The organism is Aminobacter sp. P4_D5, from assembly GCF_056401815.1.
The window spans coordinates 64,553-80,820 of the sequence record NZ_JBFUIP010000010.1; the positions used below are offsets into that span (position 1 = coordinate 64,553).

13 protein-coding genes are annotated in these 16,268 nt (G+C 63.0%); 10 read left to right on the forward strand and 3 right to left on the reverse strand.

Translation table 11 applies throughout. The features are described from left to right. Nucleotides 1-91 precede the first annotated feature (91 nt). Both AC1DWF_RS04340 and AC1DWF_RS04345 read left to right on the forward strand, forming a co-directional pair. Nucleotides 92-1,381 carry a class I SAM-dependent methyltransferase gene (locus tag AC1DWF_RS04340; protein WP_476783957.1) on the forward strand — a complete coding sequence of 430 codons (1,290 nt, stop codon included), beginning with the start codon at nt 92-94 and terminating at the stop codon, nt 1,379-1,381. A 122-nt stretch (nt 1,382-1,503) separates the two neighbouring features. Then, complete coding sequence (locus AC1DWF_RS04345) at nt 1,504-1,827, forward strand: YnfA family protein (RefSeq protein WP_476783958.1); 324 nt, start codon at nt 1,504-1,506, stop codon at nt 1,825-1,827. A gap of 24 nt (nt 1,828-1,851) precedes the next feature. On the opposite strand, the gene AC1DWF_RS04350 is transcribed toward AC1DWF_RS04345, so the two are convergent. After that, complete coding sequence (locus AC1DWF_RS04350; RefSeq protein WP_476841472.1) at nt 1,852-4,137, reverse strand: autotransporter family protein; 2,286 nt, start codon at nt 4,135-4,137, stop codon at nt 1,852-1,854. Between the two features lie 473 nt (nt 4,138-4,610). Between AC1DWF_RS04350 and AC1DWF_RS04355 the strand changes: the two genes are divergently transcribed. From AC1DWF_RS04355 to purF, 4 genes are all read left to right on the forward strand, one after another. Beyond that, complete coding sequence (locus AC1DWF_RS04355) at nt 4,611-6,104, forward strand: replicative DNA helicase (RefSeq protein ID WP_476789005.1); 1,494 nt, start codon at nt 4,611-4,613, stop codon at nt 6,102-6,104. Nucleotides 6,105-6,158: 54 nt separating this feature from the next. Further along, entirely contained in the window at nt 6,159-7,562 is a 1,404-nt protein-coding gene (gene radA, locus AC1DWF_RS04360; protein ID WP_476785038.1) for a DNA repair protein RadA, read from the forward strand. Nucleotides 7,563-7,590: 28 nt separating this feature from the next. Further along, entirely contained in the window at nt 7,591-8,187 is a 597-nt protein-coding gene (locus AC1DWF_RS04365; protein WP_476785037.1) for a CvpA family protein, read from the forward strand. Nucleotides 8,188-8,272: 85 nt separating this feature from the next. After that, on the forward strand, nt 8,273-9,742 hold the full coding sequence (gene purF / locus AC1DWF_RS04370) for an amidophosphoribosyltransferase (protein ID WP_476785036.1): 1,470 nt from the start codon (nt 8,273-8,275) through the stop codon (nt 9,740-9,742). Nucleotides 9,743-9,774: 32 nt separating this feature from the next. On the opposite strand, the gene AC1DWF_RS04375 is transcribed toward purF, so the two are convergent. Further along, nucleotides 9,775-10,197 (reverse strand): DoxX family protein, encoded by a 423-nt coding sequence (locus tag AC1DWF_RS04375; protein WP_476785035.1) that lies wholly within the window; start codon nt 10,195-10,197, stop codon nt 9,775-9,777. A 186-nt stretch (nt 10,198-10,383) separates the two neighbouring features. On the opposite strand from AC1DWF_RS04375, the gene AC1DWF_RS04380 reads away from it, so the two are divergent. The 4 genes from AC1DWF_RS04380 to AC1DWF_RS04395 all read left to right on the forward strand — a co-directional run bounded on the left by AC1DWF_RS04380 (nt 10,384) and on the right by AC1DWF_RS04395 (nt 15,409). Continuing rightward, nucleotides 10,384-11,130 carry an SDR family NAD(P)-dependent oxidoreductase gene (locus AC1DWF_RS04380; RefSeq protein ID WP_476784457.1) on the forward strand — a complete coding sequence of 249 codons (747 nt, stop codon included), beginning with the start codon at nt 10,384-10,386 and terminating at the stop codon, nt 11,128-11,130. Nucleotides 11,131-11,232: 102 nt separating this feature from the next. Further along, the gene (locus AC1DWF_RS04385) at nt 11,233-11,859 is read left to right on the forward strand and encodes a hypothetical protein (protein WP_476784458.1); all 627 of its coding nucleotides are present in this window, start codon (nt 11,233-11,235) and stop codon (nt 11,857-11,859) included. A gap of 187 nt (nt 11,860-12,046) precedes the next feature. Continuing rightward, on the forward strand, nt 12,047-12,937 hold the full coding sequence (locus AC1DWF_RS04390) for a DMT family transporter (protein WP_476784459.1): 891 nt from the start codon (nt 12,047-12,049) through the stop codon (nt 12,935-12,937). Nucleotides 12,938-13,189: 252 nt separating this feature from the next. Next, a complete protein-coding gene (locus AC1DWF_RS04395) occupies nt 13,190-15,409 on the forward strand; it encodes an AMP-binding protein (protein ID WP_476784460.1) in 2,220 nt (739 codons plus the stop codon). On the opposite strand, the gene pssA is transcribed toward AC1DWF_RS04395, so the two are convergent. Then, nucleotides 15,406-16,260, reverse strand: coding sequence for a CDP-diacylglycerol--serine O-phosphatidyltransferase (gene pssA, locus AC1DWF_RS04400; RefSeq protein ID WP_476784463.1), 855 nt, complete (start codon nt 16,258-16,260; stop codon nt 15,406-15,408). The two genes, AC1DWF_RS04395 and pssA, sit on opposite strands and share 4 nt — an antisense overlap. Nucleotides 16,261-16,268 lie beyond the last annotated feature (8 nt).

Below are 16,268 nucleotides of genomic sequence, written 5' to 3' on the forward strand. Positions count from 1 at the left end.
GGGCTTTTTTTGTGCCAGCCGTGGAACTTGTCAGCACTGTCACTATCTTCCAAGATCGGACTACAGGACTGACCTCTTTCGCGAGCACGCCATGAACATGTTGTTGCAACGCATCGTCGGTAAGCTTGTGCGCACGGGCGATCTGACAGTCACCGGCCCCAATGGGCGGTCGCATCGATTCGGCGACGGTTCCGGCGAGCCGGTACATCTCCTGATCAAGACACGGCGCGCCGAGAGCGCCATTGCACTCGATCCCATGCTAGCCCTGCCCGAGGCCTATATGGACGGCGATGTCGACATCGTCGGTGGCGATGTGCTCGGGCTGATGCGGGTCGTCTTCCAAAATCTCGGCAATGGCAGCATCGACACTGCCTGGACCAAGGCGATCGACAATGTGAGGCTCGCCTTCCGGCGCTTTCAGCAGGTCAACACCGCCGCGCGCGCCAAGCGCAACGTCCAGCGGCACTACGATCTGTCGGGTGATCTCTACCGGCTCTTCCTCGACGCCGACATGCAATATTCCTGCGCCTATTTCACCCATCCGGACATGACGCTGGAAGAGGCCCAGATCGCCAAGAAGGCGCATATCGCAGCCAAGATGCGGCTGAGGCCGGGACAATCGGTGCTCGACATCGGTTCCGGCTGGGGCGGACTTGGGCTTTATCTGGCCCGCAGCTTCGAGGTCCAGGTGCTCGGCGTCACCTTGTCAAGCGAGCAGCATGCTGTCGCCACCGAGCGCGCGCATGAAGAAGGGCTGGACGGCCACGTCCATTTTGAAATCAGGGATTATCGCGAATTGGTCGAGCGCTTCGACCGCATCGTTTCCGTCGGTATGTTCGAGCACGTTGGCGTCAACCACTACCGCACCTTCTTCGACAACGTTGCCAAGCGCCTGAAGCCCGATGGTGTCATGGTGCTGCACTCGATCGGCCGTGCCGGCCCCCCAGCCTCGACCAGCGCCTTCATCCGCAAGCACATCTTCCCCGGCGGTTATATTCCCGCTCTGTCGGAGGTGCTGCCAGCGATTGAAAAGGCCGGCCTGATGGTCACCGATGTCGAGATCCTGCGGCTGCATTATGCCGACACGCTGAAGCATTGGGGCAAACGCTTTGCGGCCAACCGCGACAAAGCCAGGGCGATCTATGACGAGCGCTTCTGCCGGATGTGGGAGTTCTATCTCGCGGCGTCCGAAGCTGCCTTCCGCTGGCAGGACCTGATGGTGTTCCAGATCCAGCTCACTCACCGCAACGACACGCTGCCATTGACCCGCGACTATATCGGCAAGTGCGAAAAGGCGCTCGCCATGCACGAACTGGCGCATCGCGAGACCGAACCTGCCGCCAAAAGCAGCCGCCGCAGGAAAGTGGCGGACAAGGAGTAGGTTCCGCCCTTGCCTCCGCCACCTCGCTTGTAGGAAATAGGCCCGTTGCAAATTTTAACTGTTAGAGCGTCCTTTGCGCGTCAGAGTGGACGCGCGGCGCTCTGATCGCGCGGGCCTTTTTCATGACCTATGTCATCTACGCTGCCGCCGCCCTTGCCGAGATCGCCGGCTGCTTTGCCTTCTGGGCCTGGTGGCGGCTTGAAAAATCGCCGCTCTGGCTCGCACCGGGCCTGCTTTCACTGATCGCCTTTGCCTGGCTTTTGGCGCTGGTCGAGGCCAACGCCGCCGGCCGCGCCTATGCCGCTTATGGCGGCATCTACATCGCCGCTTCGCTCAGCTGGCTTTGGCTCGCCGAGGGCATCCGGCCTGACCGCTGGGACATGATCGGCGCCGTCATCTGCATTCTCGGCGCCTCGATCATCCTGCTCGCGCCACGAAGCGCGTGAAGCGCCCGACCTAGGCTTGGCGCCTTACCATTTGACCTGCAGGCCAACATTGCCTTCGAAGACGCGGCTGTGCTCGCCACCGAGATTGAAGGTGTGGTCGGCCACGGCAAAGGTGCTGACCTTGTCGGTGAAGGCATGCGTGATGCCGGCGCCGAGTTCGAGCCTGGTGCCGCCGGTTTCGACCTTGATCGCGTCGCTGTCGAAATAGGTAACGTCCTCACCATCGAAGCCATGCCAGAAATTGGCCTTGAGATAAGGCTTGAACTGGCCTGACGAGGTGTCGAACGTACCCTGCAGCCGCGCCCCGATCCGGCCGGTCACGCTGCGACCCTCGTCGAAACGGACCGCCGACAAGGTGTCGTTGCCGTCGTCGAAGGACAGGTCCTGCCAGATGATCTGGGCCTGTGGCTCAAGCACCCAGCCCTCGGTCAAGGCGATGGGCGCGCCTGCTTCCAGCGAAGCAGTCACCACGCGTCCAGCGGCGTCGATGCCAAAGGCGCGGTCTGAGCGCGCGTCGCCACCGAACCATGTGCCCATCAGCACGCCATCTAGGTACCAGCCGCCGGCACCGACATACGTGTAGTAGCCGCCGACCGAATAGGCATTGAGGTCGAGCTTGCCGGCGGCGAGATCGATCTGGCCCAGGACAGCGCCGCGCACGTCGGCATCGAGACTGGCATATCCCAGGAACATGCCGGCGACGTTGCGGGCGCCTGTTTCCGTTTCGGAGCGGAGCATGTCGAGGCCGGCCTGAATTCCGAAGGTCGTGCCGTCGGTCGAAGGTGAGACGGTGCCCGACCAGCTCTGCTCGGTGCTGGAGCCGAAAACCCGGCCCCAGCTGGTGGAAAAGTTGTCGCCGCCCGAAAGGAAGCTCTGCTCGCCGCGGCGCTCGTGGAAGGTGCCGAGCGTCGACATGGCGAGATCGCGTGCCATCGGCGGCAGCACCGAATAGACCGCCGTCTCGGGACGGAGGATCGGCACACCGGGAACCGGAGCGGCCGGATCGGTGGGTAGCGAGCCCAGATCGATAAACTCGGAGCGCAGGTACCAGTTCTCTTGCGATCCAGCGCTGACGCCACCACGAAACAAAAGATATTCGTGCGCGCCAAACGCCAGCGGCGTGGCGAGCGTGAAGGCGCCGGCAGTGGAGGTGGACGTGCCGGTCGCTTCCACAACCAGGATGCCGTCGCGGGTAGTCAGCGCCCCGGCTCCGCCGGCCTTGACGACAACGATGCCAGTCGAACCTGTACCCGTACCGTTCTGGATCACGAGCTTGTCGGACGGCGAGCCGTCGCTGCCAAGCACCGTGTCGAGCCGCAGGAAGCCGGCAGCGCCGATATAATTGCCAGCCACCGTGAACGTGTCGGCAGCACTCGGCGCGCCATTGGTCAGGTCGATGGTGCCGGCATTGGTCAGCGTCGCGGCATTTGCCGGCGTGAACGCGCGGACAGCACCATGGGCGCCTGCGCCGGCAAACAATGTGCTCGATGCATCGATGTCGAAGCTGCCGGTATTCGACAGGGCGTCGCCAAGGACAAAATTGCCGTTGAGAGTGAAGGTCGAGCCTTGGGTGAGGTTGACTGTCTCCCAATTGATATAGCGAGCTACCGAGGTCGAGCTGGTACCTTCAAACGTCAGCGTGTCAATGCTGGTGCTGGCGCCGCCATCGATTGTCCGTCCTGGCGCAAAACTCGCTTCGGTCAGACCACGCAGCAAGGCCGTGTCCTGACCGTTGCCCATGATAATGTTGCCGCCGATCGTGCCGCCGCCCAGCCAGCGGAACGTATTGTTGCCATTGCCGAGGTTGACGAACGTGCCGATCGCGGCGGTACCGGACACCTCAAGCAGATCGTTGCCTTGGGCCGCTTCGATAGAGGTATCGATCGTGCCGCCCGACATTCGCATCTGGTTGTTGGCTTGCTCCAGATCGACATTGCCAATGCGTCCGCCGGTCATCGTAACAAAGTCGCCGGCATAGAACCGACCAATGATATGGCCGCCGCTGATCGTCGCGGTGTCAAGTTCGCTGCCCTGATGGAGCGCGCCGATGACGCCATCTGTCATGATGAAGACATCAGCGCCACCTGACTGGGAGATGGTGCCGTTGATGGTGCCGGAATGAATTTCGACGCGATCGACGAAGTTGCCGAAGGTCACGTCGCCATTGATCGTGCCAGTACCACCTGCCGGCATGGTCAGCGTGTTGGTGCCATCGGTGTCGGTCAGCACCACGGCATTTGTGCCGCTGTCGCAGACATAGGTGCTGTGGCCGGCCGTCGGCGTCAGGTCGCAGGCGGCATATGCCGGCATCGCGGATGCCAGCAAAACCATCGCGGTCGAGGCGGACCAGCCGATTCGAACCGACGCCGGACGACGAATGCGCATATTGCCCCCTCAAGCCAACGAAGCCGCCGCGCCATAGTGCGGATTCCGGCTCTCAACACCTTGAAGCATATACGCCGCTATGTGCCGCATCGCGGCGAATATGACCTCAGTGGCAGCTAAGATCACTGAATATCCAAGCAAATCAACGGCGAATATATACAAACGCGAGGCCGATTGCGTTGCACTCAGTCTTGGTGAATTCAGTGGCTTACGCGATTTTCCTGTTTTGTTCTCGGCGCTTCGACGCTAGAATCTCACCGATTCGCGTCAACCTGATTCCACCGTCGAGCCACCGTGCCTGTGGACGAATGTGAATAACGTGGCCAGTCGGAAATGACGATGCGGATTGTGTCTCGGCTCTGATACTGGAGATGCTTGGTAATAGATTGGGGACGACATTGGCTGAGGCAGCGCGCAAGTTCGAGGTGGCGGAAACCCCACTCTACCGGGAAGCCCCCAACAACATCGAAGCCGAGCAGGCGCTGCTGGGCGCGATGCTGGTCAACAACGACGCCTTCTACCGCGTGTCGGACTTCCTCAAGGCGACCCACTTCTACGAACCGCTGCACCGCAAGATCTTCGAGGTCTCCTCCGAGCTCATCCGCATGGGCAAGATGGCGAACCCGGTGACGATCAAGACCTTCCTGCCCGCCGACGAGAAGGTCGGCGACATGACGGTTTCCCAATATCTCGCCGCCCTCGCCTCGAATGCCGTCACCGTCATTAATGCGTCCGACTACGGCCGCGCTGTCTACGACCTTGCCACCCGCCGCGCGCTGATCACCGTCGGCGAAGACATGGTCAACATCGCTTATGACGCGCCTGTCGACATGTCGCCGGGCGAGCAGATCGAGGATGCCGAGCGCCGCTTGTTCGAACTCGCCGAGACCGGCCGCTACGATGGCGGTTTCGAAAGCTTCTCCGACGCGGTCAAGACCGCGATCGACATGGCCAGTGCCGCCTATATGCGCGATGGCCATCTCTCCGGCGTCGCCAGCGGCCTGCAGGATCTCGACGCCCGCATGGGCGGCCTGCAATCCTCCGACTTGATCGTGCTCGCCGGTCGCCCCGGCATGGGCAAGACCTCGCTCGTCACCAACATCGCCTTCAATGTCGCCCACGCCTATGTGCCGGCCCAGCAGGCCGACGGCTCGTTCAAGGCCGAAAACGGCGGTGTCGTAGGCTTTTTCTCGCTCGAAATGTCGTCAGAGCAGCTGGCCACTCGTATCATTTCCGAGCAGGCCGAAGTGCCGTCTTCCAAGATCCGCCGTGGCGATCTCACCGAGGCCGATTTCGAAAAGCTGGTCAGCTGTACCCAGACGCTGCAGAAGATCCCGCTGTTCATCGATTCGACCGGTGGTATCTCCATCGCCCAGCTTGCCGCGCGTGCCCGCCGCCTCAAGCGCCAGCGCGGCCTCGACGTCATCATCATCGACTATATCCAGCTGATGCAGGGGTCGTCGAAATCCTCGCAGAACCGCGTCCAGGAAATCACCGAGATCACCACCGGCCTCAAGGCGCTGGCCAAGGAACTCAACGTCCCGATCATCGCGCTGTCGCAGCTGTCGCGTCAGGTCGAAAGCCGCGACGACAAGCGTCCGCAGCTCTCCGATCTGCGTGAATCCGGCTCGATCGAGCAGGACGCCGACGTCGTGATCTTCGTTTATCGTGAAGAGTACTATCTCAAGAACAAGGAGCCGAAGCCCGGTACCGACGATTACCTGAAGTGGGAAGGCGACATGGCTGATGTGCGCGGCAAGGCCGAAGTGATCATCGCCAAGCAGCGTCACGGCCCCACCGGCACCGTCAGCCTCGGCTTCCAAGGCGAATTCACCCGCTTCTTCGACCTCGCACCCGAGCATCACCTGCCGGACAGGTTTGGAGAAGAGTAGGCTTGTCAGACGCCTTGAGCCTTACCTCGGCAGCAAAAAAGCATCCCCACACCCATGGCTAAAAACCGCGTCCAATTCGTCTGCCAGAATTGCGGCTCAGCACACCAGCGCTGGGCCGGCAAATGCGATTCCTGCGGCGAATGGAACACCCTTGTCGAAGAAGGCACGTCGGGTGGAATCGGCTCTGGCCCCGGCGCGCTCAAGAGCGCACGCAAGGGCCGCGCGGTCACGCTGACCTCGCTCGACGGCGATATAGAAGATGCGCCGCGCATCGTCTCGGGCATCAGCGAACTCGACCGCGCCACCGGCGGCGGTTTCGTGCGTGGCTCCGCACTGCTCATCGGCGGCGATCCGGGCATCGGCAAATCAACCTTGCTCACCCAGGCGGCGGCAGCACTCGCATCGCGCGGCCACCGCGTCGTCTATGTCTCGGGTGAAGAAGCCGTCGCCCAGATCAGGCTGCGCGCCCAGCGCCTGGGCGTCGCCACCTCGCCGGTAGAGCTTGCCGCCGAGACCAATGTCGAAGACATCCTCGCCACCATCGCCGACGGCAAGCGCCCGGACCTGGTCATCATCGATTCGATCCAAACCTTATGGACCGATCTTGCCGATTCAGCGCCTGGTACAGTCACCCAGGTGCGCGCCTCGTCCCAGGCGATGATCCGCTATGCCAAGTCAACAGGTGCCGCCGTGGTGCTCGTCGGCCACGTCACCAAGGAAGGCCAGATCGCCGGCCCACGTGTCGTCGAGCATATGGTCGACGGCGTGCTCTATTTCGAAGGCGAAGGCGGCCATCATTTCCGCATCCTGCGCACCGTCAAGAACCGCTTCGGCCCGACCGACGAGATCGGCGTCTTCGAAATGTCCGACAAGGGCCTGCGCGAAGTCGCCAACCCTTCCGAGCTCTTCCTCGGCGAGCGCCATGCCAAGGCGCCGGGTGCCGCCGTCTTTGCCGGCATGGAGGGCACAAGGCCAGTACTGGTCGAGATCCAGGCGCTCGTCGCAGCCTCCTCGCTTGGCACCCCGCGACGCGCGGTCGTCGGCTGGGATTCGTCACGACTGTCGATGATCCTCGCCGTGCTCGAGGCCCATTGCGGCGTGCGCTTTGCCCAGCACGATGTCTATCTCAACGTCGCTGGCGGCTACCGCATCTCCGAGCCGGCCGCCGATCTGGCGGTGGCTTCCGCACTGGTTTCATCGCTCACCGGTCTTGCCCTGCCCGCTGATTGCGTCTATTTCGGCGAAATCAGCCTTTCAGGCGCCGTAAGGCCGGTTGCGCATGCGCAGCAGCGCCTTAAAGAGGCCGAAAAGTTGGGCTTCGGAAGGGCCGTGCTGCCCTCCGGCAGTGGGGAACTCGCAGGTGGACTCGGAGCCGGATCGTTCCAGCCGACCGCATTGGCGGATCTGGTGGCGCGCATAGCCGGCACAAAACGAAGCCGCGCGGAAGAGACGGACTGAAACCGTCGTCATGGAGTGAGTGGACACGATGCCGATTACGCTGCTTGACGGAATTCTGGTCGGCTTCACCCTGGTCTCGGCGATGCTCGCCATGGTACGCGGTTTTTCGCGCGAAGTGCTTTCGGTCGCCTCCTGGGCCGCTGCCGCCGCTGCCGCCTTCTTCTTCTACAAGCCGGTCATTCCTTACGTTCAGCCCTATATCGACAATGAAAAGATCGCGATGGCCGCTGCCGCCGGTATCGTCTTCATCGTCGCGCTGATCATCGTCACCATCATCACCATGAAGATCGCCGACTTCATCATCGACAGCCGCATCGGCGCGCTCGATCGCACGCTCGGCTTCCTCTATGGTGCGGCGCGCGGTGTCCTGGTGGTCGCCGTCGGGCTTTTGTTCTTCAACTGGCTGGTTGGCACCAATGCGCCGGCATGGGTCAGCGAGGCCAAGTCGCGGCCCTTGCTCGAAAGCATCGGCACGTCGATCGAAAACCTGCTGCCCGAGGATCCGGAAAACTCGATCCTCAAGAAGCTCAAGTCGCAGGGCGGCGAGCCAGAGGCCGGCACGGCAACGCCACCGGCTGACGGCGAGGCCGACACGCCAGCCGAACCGGCACCGACCAATAACTGACGATCTCGCGAGAGGCGGGGAAGTTCCGTTGCCCTTCCCGCTTCTTGGCACTATATAGCGTTTTTGCGACGAGAGGCCTCGCCCCATGGCAGACGCATCGACCGCCCTTTCAGCGGAAGCTGACGATCATTTCCACGACGAATGCGGTGTCTTCGGCATCTTCGGCCGGCAAGACGCTGCGGCAATCGTCACGCTGGGGCTACATGCGCTCCAGCATCGCGGCCAGGAGGCTGCGGGTATCGTCAGCTATGACGGCAGCCAGTTCCACGTCGAGCGCCATGTCGGCCTGATCGGCGACACCTTCACCAAGCAGCGCGTCATCGACAGCCTCAAGGGCAACCGCGCCATCGGCCACACCCGCTATGCCACCACCGGCGGTGCTGGCATGCGCAACATCCAGCCTTTCTTTGCCGAACTCGCCGATGGCGGCTTTGCGGTCGCCCATAACGGCAACCTCACCAATGCCATGACGGTGCAGCGCGCGTTGCAGAAGCAAGGCTCGATCTTCTCGTCGACCTCCGACACAGAAACCATCCTGCATCTGGTCGCCACCTCCAAGGAGCGCGACCTCAATTCGCGCTTCATCGACGCGGTGCGCCAGGTCGAAGGTGCGTTCTCGCTGGTTGCGATGTCGTCCAAGAAGATGATCGGCTGCCGCGATCCCCTCGGCATCCGCCCGCTAGTGCTGGGCGATCTCGACGGCGCCTGGATCCTTGCTTCGGAAACCTGCGCGCTCGACATCATCGGCGCGCGTTTCGTGCGCGACCTCAAGCCCGGCGAAATGGTCATCGTCACCTCCAAGGGCATCGAGAGCATCTTCCCGTTCGAGCAGCAGAAGTCGCGCTTCTGCATCTTCGAATATGTCTATTTCGCCCGTCCCGACTCCTCGGTCGAGGGCCGCAACGTCTACGAGGTGCGCAAGCGCATCGGTGCTGAACTCGCGGTCGAAAGCCCTGTTGAAGCCGACATCGTCGTGCCGGTACCGGATTCCGGTACGCCCGCGGCCATCGGCTTTTCGCAGCAAGCCGGCATTCCCTTCGAGCTCGGCATCATCCGCAACCATTATGTCGGCCGCACCTTCATTTCGCCCGGCGATTCCATTCGCCACATGGGCGTCAAGCTCAAGCACAACGCCAACCGCCGCATGATCGAAGGCAAGCGCGTGGTGCTGGTCGATGATTCCATCGTGCGCGGCACCACCAGCCAGAAAATCGTGCAGATGGTGCGTGATGCGGGTGCCAAGGAGGTGCATATGCGCATCGCCTCGCCGCCCACCCGCGCCTCGTGCTTCTACGGCGTCGACACGCCGGAGAAATCGAAGCTTCTGGCCTCGCGCATGACGATCGAAGAGATGGCCGAGTTCATCCGTGTCGATTCGCTCGGCTTCCTGACCATCGATGGCCTCTACCGCGCCGTTGGCGAATCGAGCCGCGACAACGAACAGCCGCAATTCTGCGACGCCTGCTTCACCGGGCAGTATCCGACCAGCCTCGCCGATTTCGATGGCTCCGACAATGTACGCACGTTGTCGCTGCTGGCGACAGGCGGACTGTAGATCACGCCTCATACGGTCGGCTGGTTTCCGCATCAGTTCGCGGAAACCGCGTGGCTCTTCCAGAGGAAGCCCTGCCGCAGCGCCAGTTTTTCGCCCGGCCCGTGGACGGCTGCAAACAGCAGCCCCGCAAGGAAGGTGAAGTGGTCGACAAAGAACCCGAACTCGGCTTGATTTCCTTGCCAGTGCGACGGGCCGTGGAAGGCGAAGGCCAAAAAGATCACGTAGATTCCGGCGAGTAGCGCAGCTTCTGAGAAGAAGACGCCGGTCAGGAAGGCCAGCACCAGGACGGTCTCGAACAGGGCCGCGAGCCATGCGAGAAGCAGGGGGAACGGAAATCCTGCCGCAGCGATGAAAGCGGCGGTACCTTCCATCCCGGCGAACTTGAAGACAGCCGCCATGGCAAAGACGCCGGCGAAGATCAGCCTGGCAACGAGGATCGCAGCGGTTCTGCCCATGGCTCCCTCCTGTGAAGATGACGTTCTCAACCCAGGACGCCTGACTACAGGCAATTCCGACAGCCAGGCCCGAAAATTTCACGGGGTGCGGCACCACGTCGATCATCAATCTCCGTTGCGGGGTTTTGTTCCAGACAAAATCGTCCTATCAGGCAGCGGATCGACCAGTTCGAATTGGGTGCCTGCATGACCACCATCCCCGACCTCTCCGGCCGTATCGCCCTTGTCACCGGCGCTTCGCGCGGCATCGGCTACAACACCGCCAAACAGTTCGCCGCAGCCGGCGCCCATGTGATCGCGGTCGCGCGCACTGTCGGTGGCCTGGAAGAACTCGACGACGAGATCAAGGCAGCCGGTGGCAAGGCAACGCTTGTGCCGCTCGACCTGACCGACATGGCCGGCATCGACCGGCTCGGCGGCTCGATCCACGAACGCTGGGGCAAGCTCGACATCCTGGTCGCCAATGCCGGCGTTTTGGGCGTCATAGCCCCGATCGGCCATGTCGAGGCCAAGGTTTTCGACAAGGTCATGGCGGTCAATGTCACAGGCACCTGGCGGCTGATCCGCTCGGTCGATCCGCTGCTGAGGCTTTCCGACGCCGGCCGCGCCGTCATTGTCAGCTCGGGTTCGGCGCACTCGGCCCGCGCCTTCTGGGCGCCTTATGCGGCCTCCAAGGCAGCTGTCGAAGCGCTCGCCCGCTCCTGGGCCGACGAAACCAAGAACATGGCATTGCGCGTCAACATCTTCGATCCAGGCACCAGCCGCACTGCGATGCGCGCCCAGGCAGTGCCCGGCGAGAACCCCGCGTCGGTGACCCATCCGTCCGAGACGGCGAGCCACATCCTGCCGATGGTCGACCCGGCCCTCACCCGTACCGGCCAGATCTACCAGATCAGGGAACAGCGCTGGGCGTCCTACCAACTACCGGCCTGAACGCGTTCCTCGCCGTTTTCGACACGCAGTCGTGATTGGCTGCGTTGTTGCCCGCGTCCTAGCCTTTCGCGCGTGGGAAACAAGAAAACGGGAGGACCCAAGATGAAACGCATTCTCGTCCTGACGGCAGCGCTGTGCGCCGGACTTTCGGCGGCCAGCGCCCAGGACAATACGATGAGCTTCTTTGTGACCAGCAGCGGTCCTGGCAAGGGCGCCAATCTCGGCGGTCTCGCAGGCGCCGACGCCCAGTGCCAGAGCCTGGCGGCAGCCGCGGGCTCAAACGGCAAGACGTGGCATGCCTATCTCTCCACCAAGGACGCCGACGCCAAGGACCGCATCGGCAAGGGCCCATGGGTCAACGCCAAGGGCCAGAAGATCGCCGACGATGTCGCCTCGCTGCACAGCGACGCCAACAACATCAACAAGGAGACCGCGCTCGACGAAAAGGGCAATGTCATCAACGGCCGCGGCGACACGCCCAACCGCCACGACATTCTGACCGGCTCCAAACCCGACGGCACCAGGATCGCCGACCAGACCTGCGGCGACTGGACGCTCGATGGCACCGAAGGTGCCGCCATGATGGGCCATCACGACCGCAAAGGCACCACCGACACGGCGGCAGCCAGGTCATGGAATTCGGCCCACGCCTCGCGCGGCGGCTGCAGCCAGGACGCGCTCAAGAGCACGGGTGGCGATGGCCTGTTCTACTGCTTCGCCACGAACTGACGCCGCCGAGGCAATGCTGCATCAGCGTTCGGCCGAAACCGACAGTTGCGGCCGAACGTTAAGCTTCTGCATTCCCTGCCGGACGTCTTTCGAGCAAAACGCTGTGCCACCAACCGGACATGTCTACTGACAGCGTGTTGGCAGTTGCGCTGCCCTAGTCTCAGCTCCTTCACCGGAGGCAATGGACATGACCAGCGAGACCAAAGCCGCTTCGCAGCACAGGCTCGGCGTCCTGCTCATTGCCAGTTCGGCAGCCGTCTTCGGCCTTGCGGGCATCCTCACCAAGTCGATCGACGCCGATCCCCTGACCATCACCTGCTGGCGCGGGCTGATCGGCGGGCTGCTGATCTCCGCCTATGTCTTGTGGCGGCGGCGCGACGGCGGCGGCGAAAGCCTTCACCTCGGCTGGCAGGGCTGGATGCTCGCCATACTGGGCACATTTTCCAGCATCGCCTTCATCGCCGCGTTCAAGAACACCTATGTCGCTAACGTCGTTGTCATCTACGCCACAGTACCGTTTGTCGTTGCCCTGCTCGCATGGCTGGTCGCCGGCGAGGTCTTCCGGCGCCAGACAGCGATTGCCGCCGCCATATGCCTGGTTGGCGTTGGGATCATGGTCTCGTCCGGGCTCGGCGGTGGCCATGCCTTCGGCGATGCGCTCGCCATGCTGATGACCCTCTCCTTCGCGCTTTATGCGGCACTCGTGCGCCGCTTCCGAAATGCGCCGGTCGTCTGGGCCGGCGCCGTGTCGGCGTTTCTCGGCTTCATTCCTGCCTGGTTCGTCACCGACCCACTTGCCATATCCAGACCCGACATTGCCCCGCTTGCAGCGTTCGGCTTCGCCTTCGCGCTCGCCGTCATCTTGTGGACCGAAGGCGCGCGTCGCATTCCAGCCGCCGAAGCCGGCCTTCTCGGCACGACCGAAGTGCCTTTCGGCATCTTCTTCGCCTGGCTGTTCCTGGCAGAGCTACCACCTGTCGCGAGCCTCGCCGGCGGCGCTGTCGTGCTTGCGGCGGTGTTTTCCCACGCCTGGTACGACTGGGCCAGCGCACGACGCACACCGCCTCACCCGGCGTAGTTGAAAAAAGAATCACAAAAAGCTTGAACGCATCGGAACCAATCCGGATACTCGGCGTTCTTAGGCTCAGGACGGGTTGCCCCATCCCCCCATCCCCTCCACCCGTCCCTTTACCTTAAGCCGGTCGCAAGACCGGCTTTTTCCTGTCCCGAGGCCAAGGGGATGGTGGGATGACGATGCGCATTGACGTTGCGTCGTCATCGTCTAGTTTCGATGCGCGCGGTGGGTGCTGCGGGCATCGGGAGGTGCGGCATGATCCTGGCCAGTGCAATTGTGCTCGGCTTCGTCGCGGCATGGATGCTTGCCGCAGGTGTGTTGATGCATGGCCGCGGCATCCGCTTCCGCCAGGCACTGCTTTATCTGCCGCTCAAGCTGATCTACCGGGTGGACGACGAGGCCCTGCGCAAGGCACGCGACGTCGATACCCCGGTGATCTATGTCATTTCGCATCAGTCGCGCCTCGAACCGGCGCTGATGCTGTCGCTGCTGCCCGAGCACACCCTGCATATCCTCGACGATTCATCCGCCCGCGCGCATTGGCTCGAGCCCTGGCGCGAACTCGGCCGCACCATCGCCTTTAACGCCGAGCATGTCTTCGTCAGCCGGCGCCTGGTTCGTGTGCTGCGTGGCAAGGGCCGCCTCGCCGTTTATCTGCCCGATACCGTCGAGCCCGACGTCAAGTCGTTCAGGCTGTTCCGCGCCGTCGCCCGTATCGCCATGCAGGCCGACGCCCGGATCGTTCCGATCTTCGTCAGCGGCGCCAGACATCTGCCTTTCTCGTTGACGCCGGCAGAACGCGCCCCGCGTCATTGGTTCCCGCGCCTGAAAATCATCGCTCTCGCACCGATGACCATGGCCGATTTGCTCCAGCGCGCCGGCTATTCGCAAAGCACCACCGCCAATGCCTTGTTCGACCGTTGCGCTGAAGCGCGTCTTGCCGGCACAGATCTCGACCGGGGCGTGTTCTATTCGTTGTGCGATGCCGCCAGCCGATACGGCGCCTCGCGGCCGATCGTGGAGGACGTCGTCAGTGGCGCCTTGAGCTATCGCCAGCTTCTGACCGGCGCACGCGTGCTCGGCAAGCGCTTCGAAGCCCTGTCCGGTTCCGGCGAAGCTGTCGGCATCCTGCTGCCCAACGCCAATGGCGTGGTGCTGAGCATGCTCGGTCTGCTCTCGGCGGGCCGTGTAGCTGCGATGATCAATTACACAGCCGGTGCCGCCAACGTCGCCTCGGCAGTGAAAACGGCTGATATCAAGACCATCATCTCCTCGCGCGCATTCATCAAGAAGGCCGATCTCGCCGACATCATCACTGCTGCCGAACAGGCCGGCGCCCGGATGATCTGGCTGGAAGAACTGCGCGACAGCGTCTCGACCTTCGAAAAACTCGCCGCCGCGCTCCAGTGGCGGCGTGCGCTGCAGCCCCAGGACGCGTCCAAACCCGCCGTCATCCTGTTTACTTCAGGATCGGAAGGCACGCCCAAAGCGGTCGTCTTGTCCCACCGCAACCTCGTCGCCAACGCCATGCAGGCCGAGGCGCGCATCACCATTTCGCCGGCCGACAAGCTGTTCAACGTGCTGCCGGTGTTCCACTCCTTCGGTCTCACCGGCGGCACCATATTGCCCTTGCTCACCGGCGTGCGCCTGTTCCTCTACCCCTCGCCACTGCACTACAAACTTATCCCGGATGTCGCGCGCAAAATCCGGCCGACGATCATGTTCGGCACCGACACCTTCCTCGCGGCCTATGCGCGTACCGCCGAAGACGGCGATTTTTCGAGCCTGCGCTTCATCGTTGCCGGTGCAGAGCCGGTCCGGGCCGAGACACGACGCGTCTGGCGCGAACGCTTCGGCGCCGAAATCATCGAGGGTTTCGGGTTGACAGAAGCCGCCCCCGTGGTCGCCGTCAACACGGCGACACACAGCCGCGACGGCACGGTCGGGCGCTTGCTGCCGGGCATGCGGATGCGGCTCGAAGAAATCGAAGGCGTGCCCGAAGGCGGCCAGCTGTGGCTATCGGGACCCAATCTGATGATGGGCTACATGACCGCCGACAGGCCGGGCGAGTTGCAGCCGCTGGAAGGCTGGCACGATACCGGCGACATCGTTTCGGTCGATCGTGAAGGCTTCATCACCATCCGCGGCCGAGCCAAGCGCTTCGCCAAGATCGCCGGCGAGATGGTGTCGCTGGGGGCTGTCGAAATGCTGGTGCAGGCTTTGTGGCCGGAGGAGCGCCATGCGGCGGTCGCCGTGCCGGACAAGCGCCGGGGCGAGCGCATCGTTTTGGTCACCACCGCCGGCAACGCCGATCCCGAGACCTTGCGCCTCTACGGCAAGCAGGCCGGCGCCGCCGAGCTGATGGTGCCGAACGACATCATCAAGGTGCACGAAATTCCAGTGCTAGGCTCGGGCAAGACCGACTACGTCGCCACCCGCCGTATGGCGCTCGACCAGCTCGGATTGGCGGCTTAAGCTTCCGGCTTGGTTTCGTCCGGCGCGGTTTCGGCGGTCGCCGCCGCTTCAGCAGCCGCTGCGATTGCAGCCGCCTCGATCTTGGCGCGGCGGGCATAGGCACTGGCGCTCAGTGGCAAAAACAGCAAATATCCGCCTACCGAAGCCGTCAGCGTCTGCCAGGGATAGACCGTCAGAAGCAGCACGTAGAACACCGCCGCCAGCATCACCGGCAGCAGGTATTCGCGCCGGATCCTCAGCGTCTTGCCGGAATAGATCGGCAGGCGGCTGACCAGAAGGAATGCGATGAGAATAGTGAACCCGGTGGCGACGTACGCCACGGTACGGGTGCCCTCGACACCCAGGAAGCCGAGATACATCGGCAACATCACGACAAGGGCGCCGGCCGGCGCCGGAATGCCGACGAAATATTCCGCTTGCCAGGCCGGACGATCGAGATCTTCGTCGAGCACGTTGAAGCGCGCGAGACGCAGGCCGCAGGCGATGGCAAACAGCAGGGTCGCGATCCAGCCCAGCGAACCGGCCTTGTCGAGCAGGTAGGCATAAAGCACAAGCGCCGGCACGACGCCGAAATTGACGATGTCGGCAAGCGAATCCATCTGCGCGCCGAACTTCGACGTCGCTTTCAGCATCCGCGCCAGCCGCCCGTCTATGCCGTCGAGGAAGGCCGCCAGCAGCACCAAGACGACAGCCGATTCGAAGCGGCCTTCAAAGGCGAGGCGAATGGCCGACAGGCCGGCACAGATAGCCAGCACTGTGATCAGATTGGGCAACACCATGCGCAGCGGAATCTCGCGAATGCGCGGACCGCCCTGGCCATGGGGTTCAAAGGGTTTGAACGATGACACCAGCGTTGTCC